Genomic DNA, 20,269 nt, shown 5'->3' on the forward strand with positions numbered 1-20,269 from the left:
GATGTCCGTCGACGAACTGGCGCGCCGCATCGTCGGCACGATCACGATCGCGGGGGAGGCCTCGCCGCGGGTCGAGCTCGCGCCCGCGGCGGCCGCCCTCCTCGATCGGCTGTGGCGGCGCCATGGGCCGCTCATGTTCCACCAGTCGGGCGGATGCTGCGACGGCAGCGCCCCGATGTGCTACCCGGCGGGCGAGTTCGTGACGAGCGCCGCCGACGTGCTGCTCGGCGAGCTCGACCTCGGGCCCGGCCCCGACGGCGAGTCGCGCGTCGCGCCGTTCTGGATGTCCTCGGAGCAGTTCGCCTACTGGCGGCACACCTACCTGGTCGTGGACGTCGTGCCCGGCCGGGGGAGCGGATTCTCGGTGGAGGCGCCGGAGGGGGTGCGCTTTCTGATCCGCTCACGGCTCATGGAGGGATGACCAGCGGGTCGGCGCCGTTCGGGTGGCGCCGGCCCTGCCATACCTGCACCACGGGGCGGTGCGCCGCCTGCCCGTTTCCCCATCGGGGGCCATGCCCCCGCACAAGGAAACTCGCCGCCCTGTGGTGTGGCACTGCCGACATCTCTACCAGGCGACGAGTTCTCGGATTCCAGATTGCGTGATGTTCGCAGTCAGCGCAAGAGGGGAGTGGACGGTTGTCCACGCGCGCCGACTCCGTTTGGATGGAACGCATGACTGACACCAACAGCAAGCCCGAGGTCGACGCCCCCGAGGGTCCGGCCCCCGTCGAGCTCGTCATCGAGGATCTCGTCGTGGGTGACGGCGCGGAAGCCACGGCCGGCTCGACCGTCGACGTCCACTACCTCGGTGTCGAGTACGAGACCGGCGAGGAGTTCGACTCGTCATGGAGCCGTGGCCAGTCGATCAACTTCCCGCTGCAGGCGCTCATCGCCGGTTGGCAGGAGGGCATCCCCGGCATGAAGGTCGGCGGGCGCCGCGAGCTCACGGTCCCGCCCCAGAAGGCCTACGGCCCGGCGGGCGGCGGCCATCAGCTCTCCGGCAAGACCCTCATCTTCGTGATCGACCTGCTCGGCGTGAGCTGAGCCCCGCAGCATCCGACTCCGAAGGCCGGCCGGCGTGATCCCGCCGGCCTTCGGCATGCCTGGCGCTGGTGGGGGGTCGGATGCCGCGGCGCGTCATCCGCCCCTCGTGGGACGGCGACGCGCCCCCGGGGCGTGACGACCATCGAGAGGCACGACGACGTGACTGCATCCCAGCCCGACGCGGGCGACCGACGAGGCATCCCCCTGGCCTTCGCGCCGTACGTCGCGCTGTTGCTGCTGCATCTGGCGATGCTCGCCGCCCACCTCGGCGCGCAGGGGCTCATCGCCCTCGGCGTCGTTCGGGACAACCGCACGGCGGTCAGTCCTGCGGCTTCCGCGGCGACCGCGTCGATCCCGGCGTAGGCGGCCGCCGCCCGTCATCGGATGCCCCGGCGCGGGGCCTCGCCCGCTCGGGCTCAGTGGTCTCCTGCACGCGGTCGACGAGCTCTCGCCACGGCCCGACGAGCTGTCGCTCGGCGAGGGTGGCCTCGTGCGGCGCGCAGCGGATGCGGTAGACGAACCGGTCGGGCTCCGGCGGCGCAGGCGGCGGCTGGCTCCAGGGGATCTCCGCGATCAGGATGTACCAGTCGTCGGCGTCTGGCTGTTCGTCGACGCGCACCTCCCACGTGAGCCGAAGGCCCGCCAGGCCGCCGCTCCGCGACACGATGACGTCCATGCCGCGATGGTACTCCCGCGCCCCCCGGCCCGCAGCGGCGGGGGGCCGCAGGTCAGGACGTCGGCGGCACCTCGATCCCGACGGCCGCCCAGCCGCCGGCGACCGCCCGCGCTTCTCGGGAGGTGCGCCCGTACCGCTCCCGGGCCGCTCGCACGGTCTCGGCCGCGAACGTGTGGAAGTCCGTGTCGGGACGCAGCCGCCCCGAGGTGAGCACGTCGTACCAGACGCGGCCGACCGTCTCCCACGCGAAGCCGCCGAGCTCGAGCGCGGCGAGCGCGAACGCCCGGTTGGGGATGCCCGAGTTCAGGTGCACGCCCCCGTTGTCCTCGTCGGTCTCGATGTAGCGGTCGAAGTGGTCGGGCTGCGGGTCCTTCCCGAGGAGGTCGTCGTCGTAGGCGGTGCCGGGCTCCTTCATCGAGCGGATGGCGCGACCCTCGACGGCGTCGGTGAACACGCCCTCGCCGATGAGCCAGGTGGCCGACGCGGCATCCTGCCCCATCGAGTACTGCTCGACCAGGGCGCCGAACACGTCGGACACGTGCTCGTTCAGCGCGCCGGACTGCCCCTGGTAACGCAGGCGCGCCGTGCGCTCGGTCACACCGTGCGCGAGTTCGTGCCCGATCACGCTGAGCGAGCCGGCGAACCCGCTGAACACCTCGCCGTCGCCGTCGCCGAACACCATGCGCTCGCCGTCCCAGAAGGCGTTGTCGTAGCGATCGCCGTAGTGCACGGTGGCCTCGAGCGGCATGCCGGCACCGTCAATCGAGTCGCGTGCGAACACGCGGGCGAACAGCTCGAACGTGTCGCCGAGCCCGACGTAGGCCTGATCGACCGCGAGGTCGCCAGACGGCGGTTGGCCCTCGCGGCGCACGAGCCGGCCGGGCAGCTTGTCGTCGTGCTCGGCGTCGGAGATGCGCCGGTCGGGCTGTGGAGCCGTACCGGGTGCGGCGGCGGGGCGCTCGTCGCGCGCGGGGTGCTCGGGGGCGATGAACGACGGCAGCTCGCCGGCGGCGCGCCATTCGCGCATCGGAGCGTCGCGCAGCAGCGACCGGCGCGCGGCGTCGGCTGCGGCGTCGAAGCGGGGGTCGTCGGCGGTCGCGATGCGCGCGAGCAGGTACGGCGGCACGATCGCCGCGTGCGGCGACGGATGGGGGTAGGGCCGGGGCATCCGCGTCATGCACCGATCGTGGCACGTCTGGCCGACAGCGGCGCGCCCACGCGCCGCTGTCACGCGGCGACTTGCCACCCGCATCCGCGCTTGCGATGCTGGGAGCGTGTCCACCGCCGCGCTCACCGCCCATCCAGCGGTCCGCACCCACCCGATCGGGCTCGTGCCGGCCGTGCTCGTGTGCGGTGCGGCGGTGCTGCTGTTCGGCGTCATGCTGCCGCTCGCGGGCTACGCACTGCTCGTCGCCGGTCTCGTGGCGGCCTGGCTCACGGACCGTTCCGGCCGCACGAGTCGTCTCCTGCCCGACCTCTCGCTGATCGCGCTGGGCCAGGCCATCATCTCGACGATCTCGGTCGCGGCCGACATCGGCTACGGGAACATGCTCCTCATGGGCACCGTGCTCTCGCTCGCGGTGGCGGTGCCCTACGTCATCTCGCGCTTCGTGTTCGGCGAACGCGTCATCCGCTTCCCGTGGCGCGCGGGTCATCGCTGGACGCGCGTGCAGTGGGGATACCTGCTGCTCGTGGCGTTCACGGGGTGGCTGATCCTGCCGTTCTACTTCATCACGTCGGGCGTCTACACGAACTGGCCGACGGTGACCGAGCCCGACGAGATCGCGCGCCTCTTCGTCGGCGTGAACGCCGTGGGCATCTGGGACGAGCTGTTCTTCGTCTGCACGGTGTTCGCGCTGCTGCGCCGGCACTTCCCGGTGTGGCAGGCGAACCTGCTGCAGTCGATCGTGTTCGTCTCGTTCCTCTGGGAGCTCGGCTACCAGAGCTGGGGGCCCTTGCTCACCGTCCCGTTCGCGCTCCTGCAGGGCTACACGTTCACGCTCACGAAGTCGCTCGCGTACGTGATCACGGTGCACCTGCTGTTCGACCTCGTGGTGTTCCTCGTGATCGTGTACGCGCACACGGGCGTGCCGCCGATCTTCCTGCTTGCGCCGTGAGGCCGGGGCACCTGTTCTTCGCGCAGATCAGGGTTCGTGACGCGTGATCGTGAACGAGCCGTCCGCGTTCCACTCGACGGTGAGCACATTCGCGTCCGAGGCGGTTCCCATGACGCCGTCGCCGTCGGGGTCGGTGTGCCCGCCCAGGTCGCGGGGGATGAGGGCGTGCATCGTCATTCCTCGGTGGAGCACTCGTTCCACGGAGCTGCAGTTCCACTCGATCCCGTTGGACTCGAGGATGACGATGAGGCACGCGATCTCGTCGTGCGAGATCGCCGCGTAGACCGTCGCGCCGGGAGCCGGCCCGTCGGGCCCGATGACCCGCGCGACACCGGAACGCTCGAAGGTCGCGTTCAGCCATCCGGGGAGGCTGCCATCGCCCCGACGGGGGTCGCGGAAGTAGTCGAGCGCGGCCGCGGCGGGAAGCGTCGCATCGGCGTCGGCCGCCGGCGTCGGCGTGATCGTGACCTCGAAGCCACCCCGTCGCTCCACCGCGGCGCTGATCCCGAACCAGGCGGCGAGCAGGCCGACGCCGACGGCGAAGCCGATGGCACCGGCTGCGAGCGGCGACATCCGTCGTCGTGGCGTCGTCGTGGCTGCGGGACGCTGTTCGGATGCGTCCGCCGACCCACTCGCCTGATCGTCGGCGCCGTCCGTCACCGGGGCCGGCCTACCCCGCTCGAATTCGAGGAGTCGCCACTCGCTCGTCGTGAGTTCGAGGACTCGACCGGTCTCGTCGTCGAATCGCGCGATGCGCGGCTCGTCCGCCCCGGAGCGCGAGTAGATCCGCGCTTCGAGCTCGGCTCGCGCGTCGGAGTCGGCGTCGGCGTCCCCGTCGGCGTCGATGTCACCGTCGTTCCCGGCCATGGCCCCCCGATCCGAGTGGAGGCTACACCTGGTCGGTACGGTGGGAGAAGTCCCCGATCCGAGGGGCTGCCGCTCCTACTTCAGCTGACCGCGGATCTCCCCGGGCTGGTTCATCGACGTGTGCACGTTGACGTAGTACGCGCTCGGGTCCTCCTCGATGGCATCGAGCACCGCCTGGTCGGCCGGCACGCACGTGTCGACTTCGAAGCTCGTGTCGTTCACGACGACGAGCGGCACGACGACGATTCCCGGCACGTTCCGGGGTGCGACGTGGATGTGCGCGGCGACCGCGGGCGTCGTCAGCCCCGTCACCTCGAGCGTGAAGCAGAGCTCGCCCTCACCGATCTCGTAGGAGAAGAAGCCGTGCGCCCCGCCGTCAGTCGGCGCGGGCACCTCCTGCCCGGTGGTCAGCGGGATGGCGGGTGCCGCTTGGGCCGCTCCGGCGCCGGTGAGGGTGAGTGCCGCCGCTGCGGCGAGCGCGAGGGCGGTGGTTCTCGTTCGGTGGGTCATCAACATGGTGAATGCTCACTTCCTCGGGTCAGTCGGCACGCTACGCCGCAGCGCCGGAGCCCACAAGGTGCATGTCCCCGGTCCCGTCAGTGCTCGACGGATGCCCCGTGGTCGGCCAGCCACCCGAGCAGCACCGTGGCGTGGTTCACCTGCTCGTCGCGCGCGCCGAACAGCAGGGTGACCCGCTCGTGCGCCCGACCGGCTGCGAGGAGCGCCTCTGCGGCGGGGTTCTCATCGAGCTCGTCGCGATACCGTGCCGCGAATTCGTAGAACCGCTCGCGATGGTGGTGCCACTCGGTGCGCAGCGAGGGGGAGGGCGCAGCGTCCTTCGCCCACTCGTCGAGCCCCGCGCGCTCCTTGGAGATCCCGCGCGGCCAGAGCCGGTCGACGAGCACCCGGTAGCCGTCGGATGCCGCGGGCGGCTCGTACACGCGCTTGATCGCGAACCCCATGGCGCCAGTCTGCCGCGGTGTGAGGCCGTTGTCACCCGACGCGATGACTACGAAAACGTAGTCATCCTCGTTGATTACCTTTTCGTAGTCGTGTACTATGACTACGAAATCGTAATCAGGAGGCGACCATGGCGCTTCGCGGACAGGTGCGAAATGCCGCGACGCTCGGGCTGATGCTGCAGCAGGGGCGGCTCGCCCGCGGCATGAGCCAACGCGAGCTCGCAGCGGAACTCGGCTTGACGCAGCGGTGGGTGTCCGAGATGGAGGCGGGCAAGCCGGGCAAGCTCACCGACCGCCTCTTCGCGATGCTCCGGGCGACCGGCGTGCGGCTCTACGCCGAGATCGACGATGCGGCCACAACCGGCGACCATGGTAGAGACGCCGGTGATGCCGGGGCCGACCATGCGTGAGCTCGCCGTCGAACTCTACGGCCAGCTCGTCGGCCACCTCCTGGGTGACGACTGGCGCCGGTTCGAGTTCCGTGCCGCCGCCGACGCGTTCGAGCGGTTCGAACTCGGCAGCACCGTGCTCTCGGAGGCGATCCCGCTCGTGCCGACCGCGAATCGTGCGCACTCGGCGCGACGGCGCAACTTCTTCGCCGAGCTCCTCCCCGAGGGTGACCTGCTGACTGATCTCGCCACCCAGGCCCGCCTTCCCGAGTACGACGTGCCGGGACTCCTCGCGCGATTCGGGCGGGATGTCGCGGGTGCACTCCAGATCTACGATCCGGCACAGCCCGGCGAGCCGCGCGAGCCGCGATCGATGCCCGTGACCGAACGGGAGATCGCGCGGATGCTCCGCGATCCGATCGGCCAGCCGCTCGGCAACCTCGCCCCGGCGGGGAAGACCTCCCTCAACGGCGTGCAGCCCAAGGCGGTGCTCGCCCAGGTGGACGGTGAGTGGCACCGCGTGCTCGACGGCTACCCGTCGACGCACATCCTCAAGCCCCGCCCCGACCGGTACCCCACGATGATCTTCGACGAGGAGTACGGCCTCAGGATCGGTCGGCGGTTGGGGCTGCTCGACTACGGCGTCACCGTCACCGAGTTCGCCGGGCTCGACACGCTCGTGATCGAGCGCTACGACCGAGCGGAGGACTCGCCGACCGGTCGCGTGCACCAGGAGGACTTCTGCCAGGCCCTCGCCATCCCGCGTACGCAGAAGTACCAGGAGCAGGGCGGCGCGGCGTCGCTGGCGCGGGTGCAGCGGCTGCTCGCGACGACCGCCGACGCGGCATCCGTCGCTCGCCTGGCCCGGCTCATGATGCTTGCGGTCGCACTCGGCGATGTCGACCTGCACCTGAAGAACCTTGCCCTGTTGCATCCGTATCGCAGCGCCGCGACGCTCGCGCCCGCCTACGACCTCGTGCCACTGATGCATCAGCCGAACGATGGACGGCTGGCACTCGCTGTGAACGGCGTCTACCGTCACGCCGACGTGACGCTCGACGATCTCGAACGCGAGCTCGGATCGTGGTCCCCGAGGTTGTCAGAACTCGCCCGCCCGACCCTCGAGCGAATCGAGCAGTTCGTGGAGGAGGAGGTCCCGCACCCGGAGGCATACCCGGCGCTCCGCGATGACGTGGCCCGATTCACGCGGAACCTGCTCGACGGGCGACCTGCGGGGTGGGCTCGGAACGCCGGATGACTCGATACAGCGCCCGCCGACGTCACGCCACCCCTTCGCGGGAGCGCTGCCGCGCGTCCGCCCCGCAGCATCCCCTCTGGTAGACTTCTTCGGTTGCCGTCATGACGGCCGCGCATCAAGAGAGCCCAGGCACAAGGCCCCGGGCAGCGCGCAACGAAGAGAGAGGGGATCCCATCTATGGCACTTGAAGCCGATGTCAAGAAGGCGATCATCGAAGAGTACGCGACACACCCCGGTGACACTGGATCCCCCGAGGTCCAGATCGCGCTCCTCACGAAGCGAATCAAGGACCTCACCGAGCACCTGAAGGAGCACAAGCACGACCACCACTCGCGTCGTGGCCTGCTCCTCCTCGTCGGTCAGCGTCGTCGACTGCTCGGCTACCTCGCCGACGTCGACATCAGCCGCTACCGCTCGCTCATCGAGCGTCTCGGGCTGCGCCGCTAAGCGCGACAGACCGCGCGGCTCTCGCTGACACCGCGAACTTCTTGCGAAGGCCCCCGCCCTGCCGATCGAGCAGGGTCGGGGGCCTTCGTCATTCCCGGGCGGATGCCGCGAGGCTCAGATCAGCCCCTGATCCATGCCTGCCGCGATGCGGTCGAGCATGTCCTCGGCGCCCCGCTGCGCCGTATCGGGATCGGACGGCGTCTCGTCGCTCCGGGCGGCGGGCTCAGGCCGTGCGCGCCCGGTACGCCCGCACCGCCATGCGGTTGCCGCACCGCGTGCTGCAGAAGCGGCGCGAGGCGTTCTTCGAGAGGTCGACGTAGAGGCCCTCGCAGTCGTCGGCGCCGCAGACGCGCAGGCGGTCCATCTGGTCGGAGCGGATGACGTCGACGAGCGCCATCGCCGCCTCGACCAGGATGCGCCGGGCGAGCGGGGCGTCGAGCTCCGTCGCGTGGATGTGCCAGTCGATGTCGTCGTGACGCACCAGGCGGGGGAGGGCACGCGCCTCGGCGAGCAGGGCGTTGACGGCGTCGGCCGCATCGTCGCGGTCGAGCAGCCAGAGCGCGCGAAGGCGGGCGCGGGCGTCGCGCACCTCGCGGAGCTCGCGATCGTCGCCGTCGCGGCGGCCCGAGTACTTCCACGTGTCGAGCAGGGCATGAAGCTCAGCGGGCGTCGTCAGCTCGTCATCGCCCGAATCGGATGCCTCGGGCACCGTGTCGGCGAGTGCCGCCACGAAGCCGAGGGCGGCCTCCGTGTCATGGGTGAAAAACATTTGACTCCTGACGCACCGGTCCAGTAATGTAATGAGTATAGCGAGTTTCGGGCATGACATGGTTCGACTCGCCAGCGAACGGAGGAACGCCGGATGCGTGGTTCACGCGGCATCGTCGGAATCCTGCTCGGCCTCGCGGCCGGCCTCGCGTTCGGCGCGGGCGGCGCCATCGTGAAACCGCTGCTCGAATCGGGCTGGTCGCCCGGCGCCGCGGTGTTCTTCCGCGTGACGGTGGCGGCGCTCCTGCTTGCGGTGCCCGGCCTCATCGCGCTCAGGTTCGACTTGCGCCCCCTCTGGCGCGCGAAGTGGACCGTGCTCGTCTACGCCGTCATCGCCGTTGCCGGCGTGCAGCTCGCGTTCTACACGGCGATCTCGCGCATCCCCGTGAGCACCGCGCTGCTCATCGAGTACCTGGCGCCCGTGGCACTCGTCGCGTTCGCCTGGCTGCGCACGCGTCGCGCGCCACAGCTCGTCGTGCTCGCGGGCTCCGTCGTCGCGATCGCCGGCCTCGTGCTCGTCATCGGCCCCGCCGGCGGCGCGCTCGACCCGTTCGGCGTCGTGATCGCCGCGGTCGCCATGCTTGGCGTCGCCGTCTACTACGTGCTCGGCGAACGCGCAGACGTGGGGGTGCCGCCGATCGCCCTCGCCGCGGTCGGATGCGTCATCGGCAGTCTCGTGCTCGGACTGGCGGGTCTCACGGGGCTCGTGCCGTTCGAGGCCGCATTCACCGACGTCGCGTTCTTCGGCGGCTCCGCCCCCTGGTGGGTGCCGGTGCTGATGGTCGGCGCCATCTCCACCGCATTCGCCTACGTCGCCGGCATCCAGGCGATCCGCCTGCTCGGCGCGCGACTCTCCTCGTTCCTCGGCCTCTCCGAGGTCGTCTTCGCTGCGGTCGTGTCCTGGGCGCTCCTCGGCGAGGCGATCGGGCCGGTGCAGCTTCTCGGCGGCCTGCTCATCCTGGGCGGCATCGTGCTCGTGCGCCTCGAGCGCCGCGCGCCCGCGGCGGGGGCACGCGCCGTCGATGTCGATCTGGTGTCCGTGCCCGAGCGCGTGGTCCCGAGCGTCACGGGCCGACCGGCCGACGCGTCGTAGACTCGCGCCATGCGCTTCGGCATCGTCATCCTCCCGCAGGCCGACTGGCCCGAGGCCGCGCGCAGGTGGCGCGCGGCCGAGGACTACGGCTTCGACCACGCCTGGACCTACGACCACCTAGCGTGGCGCGGCCTCGCCGGCGAGCGGTGGCACGCCACCGTGCCCACGCTCACCGCGGCGGCCACGGTGACGAGCCGCATCCGGCTCGGCACATTCGTCGCGTCGCCGAACTTCCGGCATCCCGTGCCGTTCGCGAAGGACGTCGCGACGGTCGACCAGGTCTCTGGCGGCCGGGTGCTCCTCGGCCTCGGATCGGGCGGCATCGGCTTCGACGCCTACGTACTCGGCCAGCCCGAGCTCACCCCGCGACAGCGGTTCGCGCGCTTCGCCGAGTTCGCGGAGGCGCTCGACATGCTGCTCCGGTTCGAGCAGCCCGGCTCCGGCGGCATCTCCTTCGAGGGGGAGTGGTTCACGGCGTCGGGCGCACGTATGGTCGGCGAGCCGTCGCAGCATCCGCGGATGCCGCTGCACCTCGCCGCCATCGGACCGAAGGCCCTCGCGCTGGCCTCTCGCATCGGCGACGGCTGGGTCACGACCGCCGGCGTCGTCGACGACGACGCGGCGTGGTGGCGCACTGCCGGCGAGTCCATCGAGCGGCTGTACGACGCGTGCGCCGCGGTCGGACGAGACCCCGTCACGATCAGCCGCACCTTGTCGCTCGACTCGGAGGCCATGTACAGCCTGGCGACCGTCGGCGCGTTCGAGGACGCCGTGGGGCGCGCGGCGGAACTCGGCTACACCGACGTCGTCTCCCACTGGCCTCGCGACCACGGCCTCTACGCCGGCGACGAATCGGTGCTCGACGAAGTGGCGTCCCGGCTGCCCGCGCTGCGCTGACACGGGGTGCCCGCCCGCCGGGCGATAGCCTGAATCCCATGCCCGCGCCGCGTTCGAAGCCCCTGCTCGCCTGGGAGCCGTTCCCGCTGCTCGTGGTGATCGTGCTGCTGCTGTTCACGGGCGTGATCCGCCCCGACGCGCCCCCCGTGCTGTTCTGGCCGTTCGTGCTGGTGGTGCTCGCCGCGCTCGGGTGGTTCGTCGCCTCGCTCGTGCGCGCCACCCGACGCACGAACCCCGACCAGTGGGGCGATCTCTCGAGCCTCGACGGGCTCGACGTGATCGACGCCCCACGTCGGGAGCGGGTGGTGCGCTCGGTGGTTCCGGTCGAGGACACGAACCGGCATCAGCCCGCGATCGAGCTGGCGCGCCTGTTCGGCGGACCCGAGCAGCACGCGGTGCTCGTGCCGCGCGCGAGCCGCTGGCTCTCGCGGCGGTATCGCATCGGCGTGCAGCTGGTCGGCGGCGATCGCCCGCGGCACGCCGGGTTCCTGGGCCGGGTCGCGGAGGAGCGCTGGGTCGAGCTGCTCGACGGCATGCGCGAGCGCGGCGCCTTCGTGCGGGTCCCGGCGATCGTCACCGGGGAGTCACGCCCCTACGCCGTCGAGCTCGACTTCAGCGGGCTCGAAGCGCTCGAGGCGCCCGAGGGCTGACGGCGCGCCGCGGCATCCGCCCACCGGGGGCAGGACTCAGGAGGCCTCGCTGACCTGCGACGAGCCGACCGCCTGCTCCGTCTCCTGCCGAACCAGCTCGGCGCGCACGCGGTCCATGTCGAGTGCCCGCACCTGCGAGATGAGGTCGTCGAGCATGGGGCGAGGCAGGGCGCCCGCCTGCGCGAAGACGCCGATGCCGTCCTTGAACGCCATGATCGTGGGGATCGACGTGATGTTCATGGCGGCCGCGAGCTGCTGCTGGTCCTCCGTGTCGACCTTCGCGAAGGTCAGGTCGGGGTTCGCCTCGGACGCCGCCTCGTAGTTGGGCGCGAACTGGCGGCACGGGCCGCACCACTCCGCCCAGAAGTCGACGAAGACGGTGCCGCCGCCGAGGATCGTCTGCTCGAAGTTCTCAAGGGTCAGCGCGACGGTAGCCATGCGCACAGCCTACGTGGCCTCTCTGGGCACTCGTCATGTGTTCGCTGTGCGCGACCCATGAGCGAATGCCGCGGCGCCGACCGTCGCGTGCCCGCCCACTGGGGTGGCCGCGCACCGGTATCGTGAAGCCGTGGTCGCATTCGGAGGAGTGCTCGGTTCGTTCCGTCGGCGCGGCTCGTCACCCGACGACGCTGCGACGGAGCCGACGGATGCCACCGACACGGCGCGCGCGCTCGACGAGGCGATCCCCGACCTCGACTGGCGGGCGTTCCCGCCCGAAACCGAGGCGTCGAGCTTCGAGGCGCCGAGCGGCGCGCTCGCCCGCGTCGCGCTCGGCCCGGCGACCGGCCCGCGCGTCGTCCTCGTGCCCGGCGCCACCGGCTCGAAGGAGGACTTCGTGCTGATGATGCCGCTCCTCGCGGCGGCCGGGTACCGCGTCGAGTCCTACGACCTCGCCGGGCAGTACGAGTCGTGGGAAGCCGGCCCGTGGAACCTCGACCCGCCACGCCCGCGGTACGACGAGCGGCTCTTCCTCGACGACATGCTCGCCGTGCTCGATGACGGCGCGGGGCGAGCCCATGTGCTGGGCTACAGCTTCGCGGGAACGGTCGCCGAGCTCGCGCTGCTCGAGCGTCCGGATCGGTTCGCGAGCCTCACGCTGCTCAGCGCGCCGCCCGAGTCCGGTCAGGCGTTCCGCGGGGTGAAGCGCATCGGGCCGATCAGCGGATTCACCTCGCCACGGCAGGGCGCCGGGCTCATGCTCTGGGGCATCCGCAACAACTTCAACCGCGTGCCGCCGCGACGACTCGCGTTCGTGCGGGAACGCTTCGCGCTCACCCGCCGCGAGAGCGTCGACGACATCATCGGCCTCATGATGCAGACGCCCGACGTGCGCACCCGGCTCGCGGCGTCGCCCGTGCCGAAACTCGTGGCCGTCGGGGCGCACGACCTGTGGCCGCGCGAGCTGCACCAGCGGTTCGCCCGCGAGATCGGCGCACGCTTCGCGGTCTACCCGACGGGGCATAGCCCGTGCGAGACCGCACCGCACCAGCTCGTACGCGACATGATGGCGTTGTTCGGCGAGTCCGGCGTCACGCCGTAGCGCGGGCCACCCGCGAGCTTCACACGGGCAGCGGCTCCTCGCCGTCGCCATCGGCTTCGGCCGCCTCGGCGAGGATCGCCGGCGACAGGAGGTCGTCTCCGATGCGACGCACGGCGCGGCGCTCGAACGGCGGCCACGCGCGCCACTCCACGCCGAGCGTGTGGAAGGCCATGCGCACGCGGCGCGCGAGCTCGGAGACGCTGGCGAGCGGCCGCGCGGACACGCCCACGATGAGCGCCCGGTCGTACACGACGCTCATGCCCGGCTGCATCCACCAGGCGAGGTCGAGGTCGTCGTGCAGGTCGGCCCGGTCGCGGTGCACGATCTCGCGCAGGGCGAGCCAGGCGTCGGCTCGTATCGCGTAGTTCGAGCCGAAGATCGGCGGATGCCCGAGCAGGATCCCGATCCAGTAGAAGTACCCGCCGATGTAGATGTGGCGCGCGATCCAGCGGCGTGGCGCGGTGCCGCCGTAGAAGACGCCCGACCCGGTCACCACCGTCGGTCGGTCGCGCTGCGACATCCGCCGCTCGACCTGGGCGAGCCAGTCTGGCGCGGGCACCGAGTCCGCGTCGAGGCGCGCGAGCAGGTCGCCGGATGCCGCGTCGAGGCCGGCCGCCGTCGCGGGCCAGATACCGCGCAGCGGCTGGTCGACGACGCGAGCTCCTGCGGCCTGTGCGAATTCGGCCGTGGCATCCGTGGAGCCGTTGTCGACGACGATCACCTCGTCGGCCGGGCGGGTCTGCTGCGCGAGCGCGTCGAGGCACGCGGCGAGGAAGTCCGCGTCGTTCAGGCTCGGGATGATGACCGAAATCGTGCCCATCACGGCGAGTCTAGCCATCGGCCCACGCGCCCAACGCACGATTCGTGCGTCGCGGTCCCGGATGTCGAAACCGGGGTTCCCCTGCGCCACAGGGTTTCCCTAGGCTCTCGCCTCAACGGGCTCCAACGGCGGTGCCCGTCGGAAGGAATGACGATGTACCCATCTGCACCACTTTCCAGACGCGCCAAGACCGTTGCGATCGCGACGGCGGCGGCGTTCACCATCGCACTCGTCCCGGCCGGGGCGGCAGTCGCGGCGCCGGGGGCGCCCGCGGCGAAGTGCGACAACCAGAACAACAACACCGTCGCGAAGCTGCTGGAATGCGTCGACGCCGACGGCGCCACAGAGCACCTCGAGGCGCTCCAGGCCATCGCGGACGAGAACGACGGCACTCGTGCCGCCGGGCTGCCGGGCTACGAGGCGAGCGTCGACTACGTCGTGGACGTGCTCCAGGGCGTCGGCTGGGACGTCACGATCGACGAGTTCCCCTACACCTACGTCGGGCCGTCGTCGCTGACGCAGCTCACGCCGATCGAGGCCGAGTACCCGACCGGTCCCTTCACCGGAAGCGGACCCGGGAACGTGACGGCCGCCGTGACGCCCGTGGACCTCCAGCTCGGGCTCGGCAACACCAGCACCAGTGGATGCAACGACGCGGACTTCGCCGGCTTCCCGGCGGGGACGATCGCACTGATCCAGCGCGGAGGCTGCACGTTCGCCGACAAGGCGATCAAGGCCCAGACCGCCGGCGCCGCGGGCGTGGTCATCTTCAACCAGGGCGACCTCGCCACCGATGCGCGCATGAATCTCATCGTGGGAACCCTCGGCGGCCCGAACGTCGTCGGCATCCCGGTCGTCGGCGCGAGCTACGACCAGGGCGCCGCGCTCTCGCGGGCAGACTCGAGCGCCAACATCTTCGTGCCGCTGCCCGAGTCGCGTCCGCAGAAGAACATCATCGCGGAGCTGCCCGGCGTCAACGACGGCAACGTCGTGATGGCCGGTGCGCACCTCGACTCGGTCCAGGCCGGTCCGGGCATCAACGACAACGGCAGTGGCTCGGCGGCGCTGCTCGAGCTCGCCGAGAACATCTCGAAGCTCGAGCCGCAGAACACCATCCGGCTCGCCTGGTGGGGCGCCGAGGAGAGCGGCCTGGTCGGTTCGCGCGATTACGTCGCGGAGCTGAGCCAGCAGGAGAAGGACCGCATCGCGCTCTACCTCAACTTCGACATGGTCGCCTCGCCGAACTCCATCTTCATGGTGTACGACGGTGACGAGTCCGGCTGGCCCGCCCCGGCCGGCGTGCCGATCCCCGAGGGCTCGGTGCAGATCGAGGACCTCTTCGAGAGCTACTACACCTGGGCGGGCGTGCCGTACGACGACGCGCAGTTCAGCGGGCGGAGCGACTACGACGCGTTCATCCGCAGCGGGATCCCCGCGGGCGGCCTGTTCACGGGCGCCGAGGTCCAGAAGACCGAGGCCCAGGTGGCGATCTGGGGCGGCATCGCCGGTGAGTCCTACGACCAGTGCTACCACCAGGCGTGCGACACGATCGACAACGTGAATGAGGCGGCGTTCGACGTGAACGTGGACGCGATCGCGCTGGCCGTGCTCGCGTACTCGTACTCGACCGAGTCGGTGAACGGCATCGCGGGGGTGGACATCTCGGGCGGTCTCGACCTGCCGCTGCCGGCGGGACCCAAGGGCACCGTCAACGTTCCGAGCGGCGGCGGTCTCTCCCCCGACCACGATCACGGTCCGACCGAGACGGACTGAGCCCGGATCGATCGAACCCAGCGGGGCCCGTCGCGTCAGCGACGGGCCCCGCGCTCGTGCGCGAGACTGGGTCGGTGCAGACCATCGTGAAGCGCCGCGAGGACGCACCCGACGGGTTCTTCGAGGCCGAGGCGGCGGGGCTCGCGTGGCTCGCGGCCGCCGGGGCAGTCCGAACGGTCGGCGTCGCGGTAGTCTCGCCCGGCCGCATCGAGCTGGAGCGCGTCGACGAGGCACGTCCCGACCGGACGGCGGCGGCGGCGTTCGGCTCTGCCCTCGCTCGGACTCACGCGGCGGGCGCCCGCGCGTTCGGGTCTCCGCCCGACGGATGGGACGGTCCGCTCTTCATCGGCCGGCGTCCGCTGCCCGTGGCGAGCGAGCCGACCTGGGGCGCGTTCTATGCACGAGACCGGGTGCTGCCGTACCTCGAGATCGCCGAGGAGGTCGGGAACACGACGGCGACGGAGGGTCGGCTCGTCCGCACGGCGCTCGACGCCGTCGCCGCCGGCGCGTTCGACGACGGCGAGCCGCCGGCGCGGATCCACGGCGACCTGTGGAATGGCAACGTGCTCTGGTCGCCCGACGGCATCGTGCTCATCGACCCCGCGGCGCACGGCGGCCACCGCGAGACCGACCTCGCGATGCTCGACCTCTTCGGCTGCCCGTTCCTGGACGACGTGCTCGCGGCCTACGACGCGGCGGCGCCGCTGCGCCCAGGGTGGCGTGAGCGGATCCCGCTGCACCAGCTGCATCCGCTCGCCGTCCACGCCGCCGGCCACGGCCGGGGCTACGGCATCGCCCTGGCCGCGGCCGCCGAGGCCGTGTCGGAACTGGCCCGACGGATGCGGGAATAGATCAGGTGCGGCATCCGTTCGATACGATTGCATGCAAACGCATGGAGTACGACGAAAGCCCAGGAGGGCGAGATGCAGTTCGGAATCTTCACCGTCAGCGACATCACCCAGGACCCCACCACCGGTCGCACCCCGACCGAGCATGAGCGCATCCAGGCGACCCTGACGATCGCGAAGCACGCGGAGGAGGTCGGGCTCGACGTCTTCGCCCTCGGCGAGCACCACAACCCGCCGTTCTGGTCGTCCTCACCGACGACGACGCTCGCGTACATCGCCGGGCAGACCTCCACGCTCCAGCTCTCGACGGCGACCACGCTGATCACCACCAACGACCCGGTGAAGGTCGCCGAGGACTACGCGATGCTCCAGCACGTCTCGGGCGGTCGCGCCGACCTCATGCTCGGCCGCGGCAACACCGGGCCGGTCTACCCCTGGTTCGGCAAGGACATCCGGCAGGGCCTGCCGCTGACACTCGAGAACTACGAGCTGCTCCACCGGCTGTGGCGTGAGGACGTCGTGGACTGGTCCGGCAAGTTCCGCACGCCCCTGCAGGGCTTCACCTCGACGCCGCGTCCGCTCGACGGCGTGCCGCCGTTCGTGTGGCACGGCTCGATCCGCAGCCCCGAGATCGCCGAGCAGGCCGCCTTCTACGGCGACGGCTTCTTCGCGAACCACATCTTCTGGCCGGCCTCGCACACCGAGCGCATGATCGCGCTGTACCGCCAGCGCTACGAGCACCACGGCCATGGCACCGCCGCGCAGGCGATCGTGGGCCTCGGCGGCCAGGTCTTCATGCGCAAGAACTCGCAGGACGCGGTCAATGACTTCCGTCCGTACTTCGACAACGCCCCGGTGTACGGCCACGGGCCGAGCCTCGAGGAGTTCAGCCAGCAGACCCCGCTGACGGTCGGCAGCCCGCAGGAGGTCATCGACCGCACGCTCGGCTTCCGCGACTACGTCGGCGACTACCAGCGCCAGCTCTGGCTCCTCGACCACGCCGGCCTGCCGCTGAAGACGGTGCTCGAGCAGCTCGACCTGCTGGGCGGGGAGGTCGTCCCGGTGCTCCGGAAGGAGTTCGCGAAGGACCGCCCGGCCGACGTGCCCGATGCGCCGACCCACGCGTCGCTCGTGAGGGCGAAGTACGGCGACCAGGCGCCCCGCCAGGCGACGCCGAACGCGAACCGCGGCGACAACCTGACCGTGGGTTCCCCGTACCGGGACACGGCGTCGGTCGAGGCTGCGCAGTCCGGTTCGAGCCGGCAGGCCGGCGCGGCCTTCGGGCCCGCCGCGACCCGCAAGGAGGTCGTGCGATGAACGCCAAGCGCATCGTGGTCGTCTCCGCGGGTCTCAGCACCCCCAGCTCCACCCGCCAGCTGGCGGATCGACTCGCCGCCGATGCGGTGGGGATCCTCCGAGAGCGAGGGGTCGAGGTCGACGTGCAGACGTTCGAGCTGCGCGACCTCGCGCACGACATCACGAACCACCTCCTCATGGGTTTCGCGCCGCCGAAGCTGGAGGAGGCGCTCGACGCGGTGTCCTCGGCCGACGGACTCATCGCGGTCACGCCGATCTTCACCACGAGCTACGCGGGCCTGTTCAAGTCGTTCATCGACGTGATCGACCCGCAGGCGCTCACCGATCTGCCGGTGCTCATGGGCGCGACCGGTGGCACACCCAGGCATTCGCTCGCGATCGACTACGCCATCCGGCCGCTGTTCACCTACCTGCACGCGATCCCGGTCACGACGGGAGTGTTCGCCGCGACGGGCGACTGGGGCGGCGGTGACGACGGTGTCCGATCGTTGCCCGACCGCATCTTCCGCGGCGCGAAGGAGTTCGCCGACCTCGTCGAACAGACCGACAGGTCGGACTTCGTGAACGACCCGTTCGCGCTCGAGCGCCCGTTCGGGCACCTCATCGGCGGGCTGTCGGGGGAGTAGCCCCCGGTTCGTCATCGGGGCTGGGCGCGCGCCTGGCGTCGAGCCCCGCGACGGCCCGGTCGACGACGAGGCCGAGCACGATCGCGATCGGGATGGAGACCGCGACCGCGAGGAGCGGCACATCGCGGAGGGCACTGCCGACGATCGCGCCGACTGCGACGTTGTAGCACGCCCACGCCGTGCCGGCCGCGAACGAGAGCGGCAGGTAGCGGCGCAGCGGCACCTGGCCGGCACCGGCGGCGAGGTTCACCGCGATGCGCGCGAACGGCACGTAGCGCGCCGTGAACACGAGCACGGCCGTGCGTCGGTGCACGGTCCTGCGCACGCGCTCGATGGCGGCGCCGACCCGTCCCTCGTGCTGCCACCGCCAGCGGTCCAGGCCGATGCGGTACCCGATCAGGTAGCAGAGGCCGTCGCCGAGCACCGCCCCGGCTGCGGCCGCGGGCACGATCATGGCGAGCGGGGGAGCGCCGGTGGTCGCCCAGAGTGCGCCGAGGGCGACCACGGCGGTCTCGCTCGGCAGCACGACCAGGAAGGCGTCGCAGACCACGAGGGCGAAGAGCGCCGGGACGAGCCAGGGCGAGTCCGCGAATGCAGTGATCCAGGCGTCGTCCACCCGCCCGTTCTAGCGCCCCCGGGTGAACGGGAGGCGTCGCGCCGGGGTCCGTCCGCGATGCGGTTCCCGTCACATGCCGGGCACCTCGAGCGCCTCGTGGAGCTGGATCGTGCCGACCTCCAGGTGCGGATGCCCCTCCATGAGCGCTGCGGCGGCATCCGCGTCTGCGGCCTCCACGATCGAGTAGCCGGCCACGGTCGTCGTTGGAGTGGTCGTGCCGCCGCTGGTCACCGCGCGGGCCACGCCGAGGGGCGTCCCGAAGTCGAGGAGCGCCGGTCCAGTCCTCCCTGCCCAGTCGATCCACGCCTGCATGCCGGCCTCACCGGCCTCCTCGGACTGCTGCATCTGCTCCTCCGCGCCCACGTCGGCGTGGTAGAGCACCAGGTACTTCGTCATCTGCGCATTCCCTTCATCGGGCGGGCGCCGCGCCGGCGCGATGAGTCGCCGGTGACTCGTCCGCGTGGGGTTCACGGTACGCGCGATGCGCACCCTCGGGAAGGGACGCCGAGTGTCCGTGGATGCACCCTCGCGAGGCCTCGACGCCGGCGCGCTACCCCCAGTTATGGTGAGAAAATCTCACTAACCCTTCACGCATCGCCCTGTGTCGAGTACCCTGACCAGCGGGGGCGCGGCCGATGGCCGCGAATGCCGCGCGCATTCCGATCGGGGCGGATCACGAGGGTTCACGGCCTGTGCGGCCGGGCCACCCGTTCCACAACCCGATCGGAAGGAACCACTATGTCCATCCACCGCATCGCTGCGGCTGCTGCCGCCGCGCTCGCCGCCGTCGCGCTAGCAATCGGCGGCGCCGCACCCGCGTACGCAGGCAGCCCCCACTTCATCAAGCAAGCCACGACGGCGTCGCTCGACGGGACCTCACTGGTTGTCGACTTCAAGGAGGCCGGCCTCGAGTCGGGCTCGGTTGAGACCATCCAGGCCACCGCGCACCTCGACGCGACCTACTCGTGCGTCAACGGCGGCGGCAACGTTCCGGTTGACGCGAAGAAGACGACGATCTCCTCGGATGTCTCCGAGAGCGGGACCTTCACCGCAGGCAAGAACGGCAACGTGACCGGCTCGCTGACGCTCAGCGTGCCGGCGGCGGCAGACGCGCTCGACTGCCCGAACGGGCAGACAGCGACACTGATATCGGGAACCTGGTCGGACATCTCGATCGAGGACCTCACGAGCGGTGCGTTCCTCGCCATCCCCGGAAGCTTCAGCTTCTGATCACACCTCGAGTCGCATAGGACAGGGCGGGAAGGCTGCGGCCTTCCCGCCCTCGTGCGGTCGCCGTCGGACGGCGCCGTCCCGCGGTCACTCGAGGACGAAGCTGACCTCGAGTGTCACGGACCAGCCCGTGATCTTCCCTTCCGTCGCCTCGACCTTCTGCTCCTTGACCCACGCGCCGCTGACATGCCGCAGCGTCTGTGCGGCCCGGGCGATGCCGACCGCGACGGCGTCCTCGAAGCTCGTCTCCGAGCGGACGGTGATGGTGGTGACCCTTGCGACGGATGACATGGCGTTCCTCCTCGAACAGTCCGGTGTGCTTCAAGGCCCA

The 20,269-nt window shown here is 71.0% G+C and carries 27 protein-coding genes; 16 read left to right on the forward strand and 11 right to left on the reverse strand.

The window, feature by feature from the left end:
- The first annotated feature begins 1 nt into the window (after position 1).
- The 3 genes from ASG80_RS11430 to ASG80_RS11440 all read left to right on the forward strand — a co-directional run bounded on the left by ASG80_RS11430 (position 2) and on the right by ASG80_RS11440 (position 1,407).
- A complete protein-coding gene (locus ASG80_RS11430; protein WP_056730634.1) occupies positions 2–421 on the forward strand; it encodes a DUF779 domain-containing protein in 420 nt (139 codons plus the stop codon).
- 251 nt (positions 422–672) lie between these two features.
- Positions 673–1,044 carry an FKBP-type peptidyl-prolyl cis-trans isomerase gene (locus ASG80_RS11435; protein ID WP_056730636.1) on the forward strand — a complete coding sequence of 124 codons (372 nt, stop codon included), beginning with the start codon at positions 673–675 and terminating at the stop codon, positions 1,042–1,044.
- A 159-nt stretch (positions 1,045–1,203) separates the two neighbouring features.
- On the forward strand, positions 1,204–1,407 hold the full coding sequence (locus tag ASG80_RS11440; RefSeq protein ID WP_156401795.1) for a hypothetical protein: 204 nt from the start codon (positions 1,204–1,206) through the stop codon (positions 1,405–1,407).
- Here ASG80_RS11440 and ASG80_RS11445 read toward each other — a convergent pair.
- The gene (locus ASG80_RS11445; RefSeq protein WP_056730641.1) at positions 1,364–1,720 is read right to left on the reverse strand and encodes a protealysin inhibitor emfourin; all 357 of its coding nucleotides are present in this window, start codon (positions 1,718–1,720) and stop codon (positions 1,364–1,366) included. The genes ASG80_RS11440 and ASG80_RS11445 overlap by 44 nt on opposite strands.
- 52 nt (positions 1,721–1,772) lie before the next feature.
- The gene (locus ASG80_RS11450) at positions 1,773–2,897 is read right to left on the reverse strand and encodes a M4 family metallopeptidase (RefSeq protein ID WP_082590160.1); all 1,125 of its coding nucleotides are present in this window, start codon (positions 2,895–2,897) and stop codon (positions 1,773–1,775) included.
- A 97-nt stretch (positions 2,898–2,994) separates the two neighbouring features.
- Here ASG80_RS11450 and ASG80_RS11455 point away from each other — a divergent pair, with 97 nt between their 5' ends.
- Complete coding sequence (locus ASG80_RS11455) at positions 2,995–3,837, forward strand: CPBP family intramembrane glutamic endopeptidase (protein ID WP_056730643.1); 843 nt, start codon at positions 2,995–2,997, stop codon at positions 3,835–3,837.
- A 27-nt stretch (positions 3,838–3,864) separates the two neighbouring features.
- Here the strand turns inward: ASG80_RS11455 and ASG80_RS11460 are convergent, their stop codons facing one another.
- From ASG80_RS11460 to ASG80_RS11470, 3 genes are all read right to left on the reverse strand, one after another.
- Positions 3,865–4,704: a hypothetical protein gene (locus ASG80_RS11460; RefSeq protein WP_056730645.1), complete on the reverse strand. Its 840-nt coding sequence runs from the start codon at positions 4,702–4,704 to the stop codon at positions 3,865–3,867.
- A 75-nt stretch (positions 4,705–4,779) separates the two neighbouring features.
- On the reverse strand, positions 4,780–5,214 hold the full coding sequence (locus tag ASG80_RS11465) for a CHRD domain-containing protein (RefSeq protein WP_235508280.1): 435 nt from the start codon (positions 5,212–5,214) through the stop codon (positions 4,780–4,782).
- A gap of 86 nt (positions 5,215–5,300) precedes the next feature.
- Positions 5,301–5,666, reverse strand: coding sequence for a DUF488 domain-containing protein (locus ASG80_RS11470; protein ID WP_056730648.1), 366 nt, complete (start codon positions 5,664–5,666; stop codon positions 5,301–5,303).
- A gap of 128 nt (positions 5,667–5,794) precedes the next feature.
- Between ASG80_RS11470 and ASG80_RS11475 the strand changes: the two genes are divergently transcribed.
- The 3 genes from ASG80_RS11475 to rpsO all read left to right on the forward strand — a co-directional run bounded on the left by ASG80_RS11475 (position 5,795) and on the right by rpsO (position 7,760).
- Positions 5,795–6,076, forward strand: a complete 282-nt coding sequence (locus ASG80_RS11475; RefSeq protein ID WP_056730649.1) for a helix-turn-helix transcriptional regulator — start codon at positions 5,795–5,797, stop codon at positions 6,074–6,076.
- Positions 6,054–7,313: a HipA domain-containing protein gene (locus tag ASG80_RS11480; protein ID WP_235508281.1), complete on the forward strand. Its 1,260-nt coding sequence runs from the start codon at positions 6,054–6,056 to the stop codon at positions 7,311–7,313. Before ASG80_RS11475 ends, ASG80_RS11480 begins: the two co-directional genes overlap by 23 nt.
- 177 nt (positions 7,314–7,490) lie before the next feature.
- Positions 7,491–7,760: a 30S ribosomal protein S15 gene (gene rpsO, locus ASG80_RS11485; protein ID WP_056730651.1), complete on the forward strand. Its 270-nt coding sequence runs from the start codon at positions 7,491–7,493 to the stop codon at positions 7,758–7,760.
- Positions 7,761–7,983: 223 nt separating this feature from the next.
- Here rpsO and ASG80_RS11490 read toward each other — a convergent pair whose 3' ends face one another.
- Positions 7,984–8,529, reverse strand: a complete 546-nt coding sequence (locus ASG80_RS11490) for a CGNR zinc finger domain-containing protein (RefSeq protein ID WP_056730652.1) — start codon at positions 8,527–8,529, stop codon at positions 7,984–7,986.
- 93 nt (positions 8,530–8,622) lie between these two features.
- On the opposite strand from ASG80_RS11490, the gene ASG80_RS11495 reads away from it, so the two are divergent.
- From ASG80_RS11495 to ASG80_RS11505, 3 genes are read left to right on the forward strand one after another with little or no spacing between them, the layout of a single operon-like run.
- Entirely contained in the window at positions 8,623–9,621 is a 999-nt protein-coding gene (locus ASG80_RS11495; protein WP_082590163.1) for a DMT family transporter, read from the forward strand.
- 9 nt (positions 9,622–9,630) lie between these two features.
- On the forward strand, positions 9,631–10,518 hold the full coding sequence (locus tag ASG80_RS11500) for an LLM class flavin-dependent oxidoreductase (protein WP_056730654.1): 888 nt from the start codon (positions 9,631–9,633) through the stop codon (positions 10,516–10,518).
- A 38-nt stretch (positions 10,519–10,556) separates the two neighbouring features.
- Entirely contained in the window at positions 10,557–11,168 is a 612-nt protein-coding gene (locus ASG80_RS11505) for a hypothetical protein (RefSeq protein ID WP_056730656.1), read from the forward strand.
- Positions 11,169–11,204: 36 nt separating this feature from the next.
- Here ASG80_RS11505 and trxA read toward each other — a convergent pair whose 3' ends face one another.
- Positions 11,205–11,606: a thioredoxin gene (gene trxA, locus ASG80_RS11510; protein ID WP_056730658.1), complete on the reverse strand. Its 402-nt coding sequence runs from the start codon at positions 11,604–11,606 to the stop codon at positions 11,205–11,207.
- 130 nt (positions 11,607–11,736) lie between these two features.
- Here trxA and ASG80_RS11515 point away from each other — a divergent pair, with 130 nt between their 5' ends.
- On the forward strand, positions 11,737–12,708 hold the full coding sequence (locus ASG80_RS11515; protein WP_369816249.1) for an alpha/beta fold hydrolase: 972 nt from the start codon (positions 11,737–11,739) through the stop codon (positions 12,706–12,708).
- 19 nt (positions 12,709–12,727) lie between these two features.
- Here ASG80_RS11515 and ASG80_RS11520 read toward each other — a convergent pair whose 3' ends face one another.
- A complete protein-coding gene (locus ASG80_RS11520) occupies positions 12,728–13,528 on the reverse strand; it encodes a glycosyltransferase family 2 protein (RefSeq protein ID WP_082590165.1) in 801 nt (266 codons plus the stop codon).
- 153 nt (positions 13,529–13,681) lie between these two features.
- On the opposite strand from ASG80_RS11520, the gene ASG80_RS11525 reads away from it, so the two are divergent.
- From ASG80_RS11525 to ASG80_RS11540, 4 genes are all read left to right on the forward strand, one after another.
- The gene (locus tag ASG80_RS11525; RefSeq protein ID WP_056730660.1) at positions 13,682–15,301 is read left to right on the forward strand and encodes a M28 family peptidase; all 1,620 of its coding nucleotides are present in this window, start codon (positions 13,682–13,684) and stop codon (positions 15,299–15,301) included.
- 74 nt (positions 15,302–15,375) lie between these two features.
- The gene (locus tag ASG80_RS11530) at positions 15,376–16,152 is read left to right on the forward strand and encodes a fructosamine kinase family protein (protein WP_082590206.1); all 777 of its coding nucleotides are present in this window, start codon (positions 15,376–15,378) and stop codon (positions 16,150–16,152) included.
- A 72-nt stretch (positions 16,153–16,224) separates the two neighbouring features.
- Positions 16,225–17,466 carry an LLM class flavin-dependent oxidoreductase gene (locus ASG80_RS11535; protein WP_056730662.1) on the forward strand — a complete coding sequence of 414 codons (1,242 nt, stop codon included), beginning with the start codon at positions 16,225–16,227 and terminating at the stop codon, positions 17,464–17,466.
- Positions 17,463–18,092, forward strand: coding sequence for an FMN reductase (locus tag ASG80_RS11540; protein ID WP_056730663.1), 630 nt, complete (start codon positions 17,463–17,465; stop codon positions 18,090–18,092). The genes ASG80_RS11535 and ASG80_RS11540 overlap by 4 nt, the downstream gene beginning before the upstream one ends.
- Here the strand turns inward: ASG80_RS11540 and ASG80_RS11545 are convergent.
- Both ASG80_RS11545 and ASG80_RS11550 read right to left on the reverse strand, forming a co-directional pair.
- Complete coding sequence (locus tag ASG80_RS11545) at positions 18,067–18,708, reverse strand: DedA family protein (protein ID WP_056730665.1); 642 nt, start codon at positions 18,706–18,708, stop codon at positions 18,067–18,069. The two genes, ASG80_RS11540 and ASG80_RS11545, sit on opposite strands and share 26 nt — an antisense overlap.
- 69 nt (positions 18,709–18,777) lie before the next feature.
- Entirely contained in the window at positions 18,778–19,104 is a 327-nt protein-coding gene (locus ASG80_RS11550; protein ID WP_056730667.1) for a hypothetical protein, read from the reverse strand.
- Positions 19,105–19,446: 342 nt separating this feature from the next.
- Between ASG80_RS11550 and ASG80_RS11555 the strand changes: the two genes are divergently transcribed.
- Entirely contained in the window at positions 19,447–19,938 is a 492-nt protein-coding gene (locus ASG80_RS11555) for a hypothetical protein (RefSeq protein ID WP_056730669.1), read from the forward strand.
- A gap of 87 nt (positions 19,939–20,025) precedes the next feature.
- Here ASG80_RS11555 and ASG80_RS11560 read toward each other — a convergent pair whose 3' ends face one another.
- The gene (locus ASG80_RS11560) at positions 20,026–20,229 is read right to left on the reverse strand and encodes a dodecin family protein (RefSeq protein WP_056730671.1); all 204 of its coding nucleotides are present in this window, start codon (positions 20,227–20,229) and stop codon (positions 20,026–20,028) included.
- Between the last annotated feature and the right edge of the window lie 40 nt (positions 20,230–20,269).

The organism is Agromyces sp. Soil535, from assembly GCF_001428255.1.
Lineage (GTDB): Bacteria > Actinomycetota > Actinomycetes > Actinomycetales > Microbacteriaceae > Agromyces.

Excerpts from the sequence above, each read along its gene's own strand:
- ASG80_RS11430 (WP_056730634.1), top strand. The coding sequence starts at position 2 with ATGTCCGTCGACGAACTGGCGCGCCGCATCGTCGGCACGATCACGATC.
- ASG80_RS11435 (WP_056730636.1), top strand. The coding sequence starts at position 673 with ATGACTGACACCAACAGCAAGCCCGAGGTCGACGCCCCCGAGGGTCCG.
- ASG80_RS11445 (WP_056730641.1), bottom strand. The coding sequence starts at position 1,720 with ATGGACGTCATCGTGTCGCGGAGCGGCGGCCTGGCGGGCCTTCGGCTC.
- ASG80_RS11450 (WP_082590160.1), bottom strand. The coding sequence starts at position 2,897 with ATGACGCGGATGCCCCGGCCCTACCCCCATCCGTCGCCGCACGCGGCG.
- ASG80_RS11460 (WP_056730645.1), bottom strand. The coding sequence starts at position 4,704 with ATGGCCGGGAACGACGGTGACATCGACGCCGACGGGGACGCCGACGCC.
- ASG80_RS11465 (WP_235508280.1), bottom strand. The coding sequence starts at position 5,214 with ATGACCCACCGAACGAGAACCACCGCCCTCGCGCTCGCCGCAGCGGCG.
- ASG80_RS11470 (WP_056730648.1), bottom strand. The coding sequence starts at position 5,666 with ATGGGGTTCGCGATCAAGCGCGTGTACGAGCCGCCCGCGGCATCCGAC.
- ASG80_RS11475 (WP_056730649.1), top strand. The coding sequence starts at position 5,795 with ATGGCGCTTCGCGGACAGGTGCGAAATGCCGCGACGCTCGGGCTGATG.
- ASG80_RS11480 (WP_235508281.1), top strand. The coding sequence starts at position 6,054 with ATGCCGGGGCCGACCATGCGTGAGCTCGCCGTCGAACTCTACGGCCAG.
- rpsO (WP_056730651.1), top strand. The coding sequence starts at position 7,491 with ATGGCACTTGAAGCCGATGTCAAGAAGGCGATCATCGAAGAGTACGCG.
- ASG80_RS11490 (WP_056730652.1), bottom strand. The coding sequence starts at position 8,529 with ATGTTTTTCACCCATGACACGGAGGCCGCCCTCGGCTTCGTGGCGGCA.
- ASG80_RS11495 (WP_082590163.1), top strand. The coding sequence starts at position 8,623 with ATGCGTGGTTCACGCGGCATCGTCGGAATCCTGCTCGGCCTCGCGGCC.
- ASG80_RS11500 (WP_056730654.1), top strand. The coding sequence starts at position 9,631 with ATGCGCTTCGGCATCGTCATCCTCCCGCAGGCCGACTGGCCCGAGGCC.
- ASG80_RS11505 (WP_056730656.1), top strand. The coding sequence starts at position 10,557 with ATGCCCGCGCCGCGTTCGAAGCCCCTGCTCGCCTGGGAGCCGTTCCCG.
- trxA (WP_056730658.1), bottom strand. The coding sequence starts at position 11,606 with ATGGCTACCGTCGCGCTGACCCTTGAGAACTTCGAGCAGACGATCCTC.
- ASG80_RS11520 (WP_082590165.1), bottom strand. The coding sequence starts at position 13,528 with ATGGGCACGATTTCGGTCATCATCCCGAGCCTGAACGACGCGGACTTC.
- ASG80_RS11525 (WP_056730660.1), top strand. The coding sequence starts at position 13,682 with ATGTACCCATCTGCACCACTTTCCAGACGCGCCAAGACCGTTGCGATC.
- ASG80_RS11535 (WP_056730662.1), top strand. The coding sequence starts at position 16,225 with ATGCAGTTCGGAATCTTCACCGTCAGCGACATCACCCAGGACCCCACC.
- ASG80_RS11540 (WP_056730663.1), top strand. The coding sequence starts at position 17,463 with ATGAACGCCAAGCGCATCGTGGTCGTCTCCGCGGGTCTCAGCACCCCC.
- ASG80_RS11550 (WP_056730667.1), bottom strand. The coding sequence starts at position 19,104 with ATGACGAAGTACCTGGTGCTCTACCACGCCGACGTGGGCGCGGAGGAG.
- ASG80_RS11555 (WP_056730669.1), top strand. The coding sequence starts at position 19,447 with ATGTCCATCCACCGCATCGCTGCGGCTGCTGCCGCCGCGCTCGCCGCC.
- ASG80_RS11560 (WP_056730671.1), bottom strand. The coding sequence starts at position 20,229 with ATGTCATCCGTCGCAAGGGTCACCACCATCACCGTCCGCTCGGAGACG.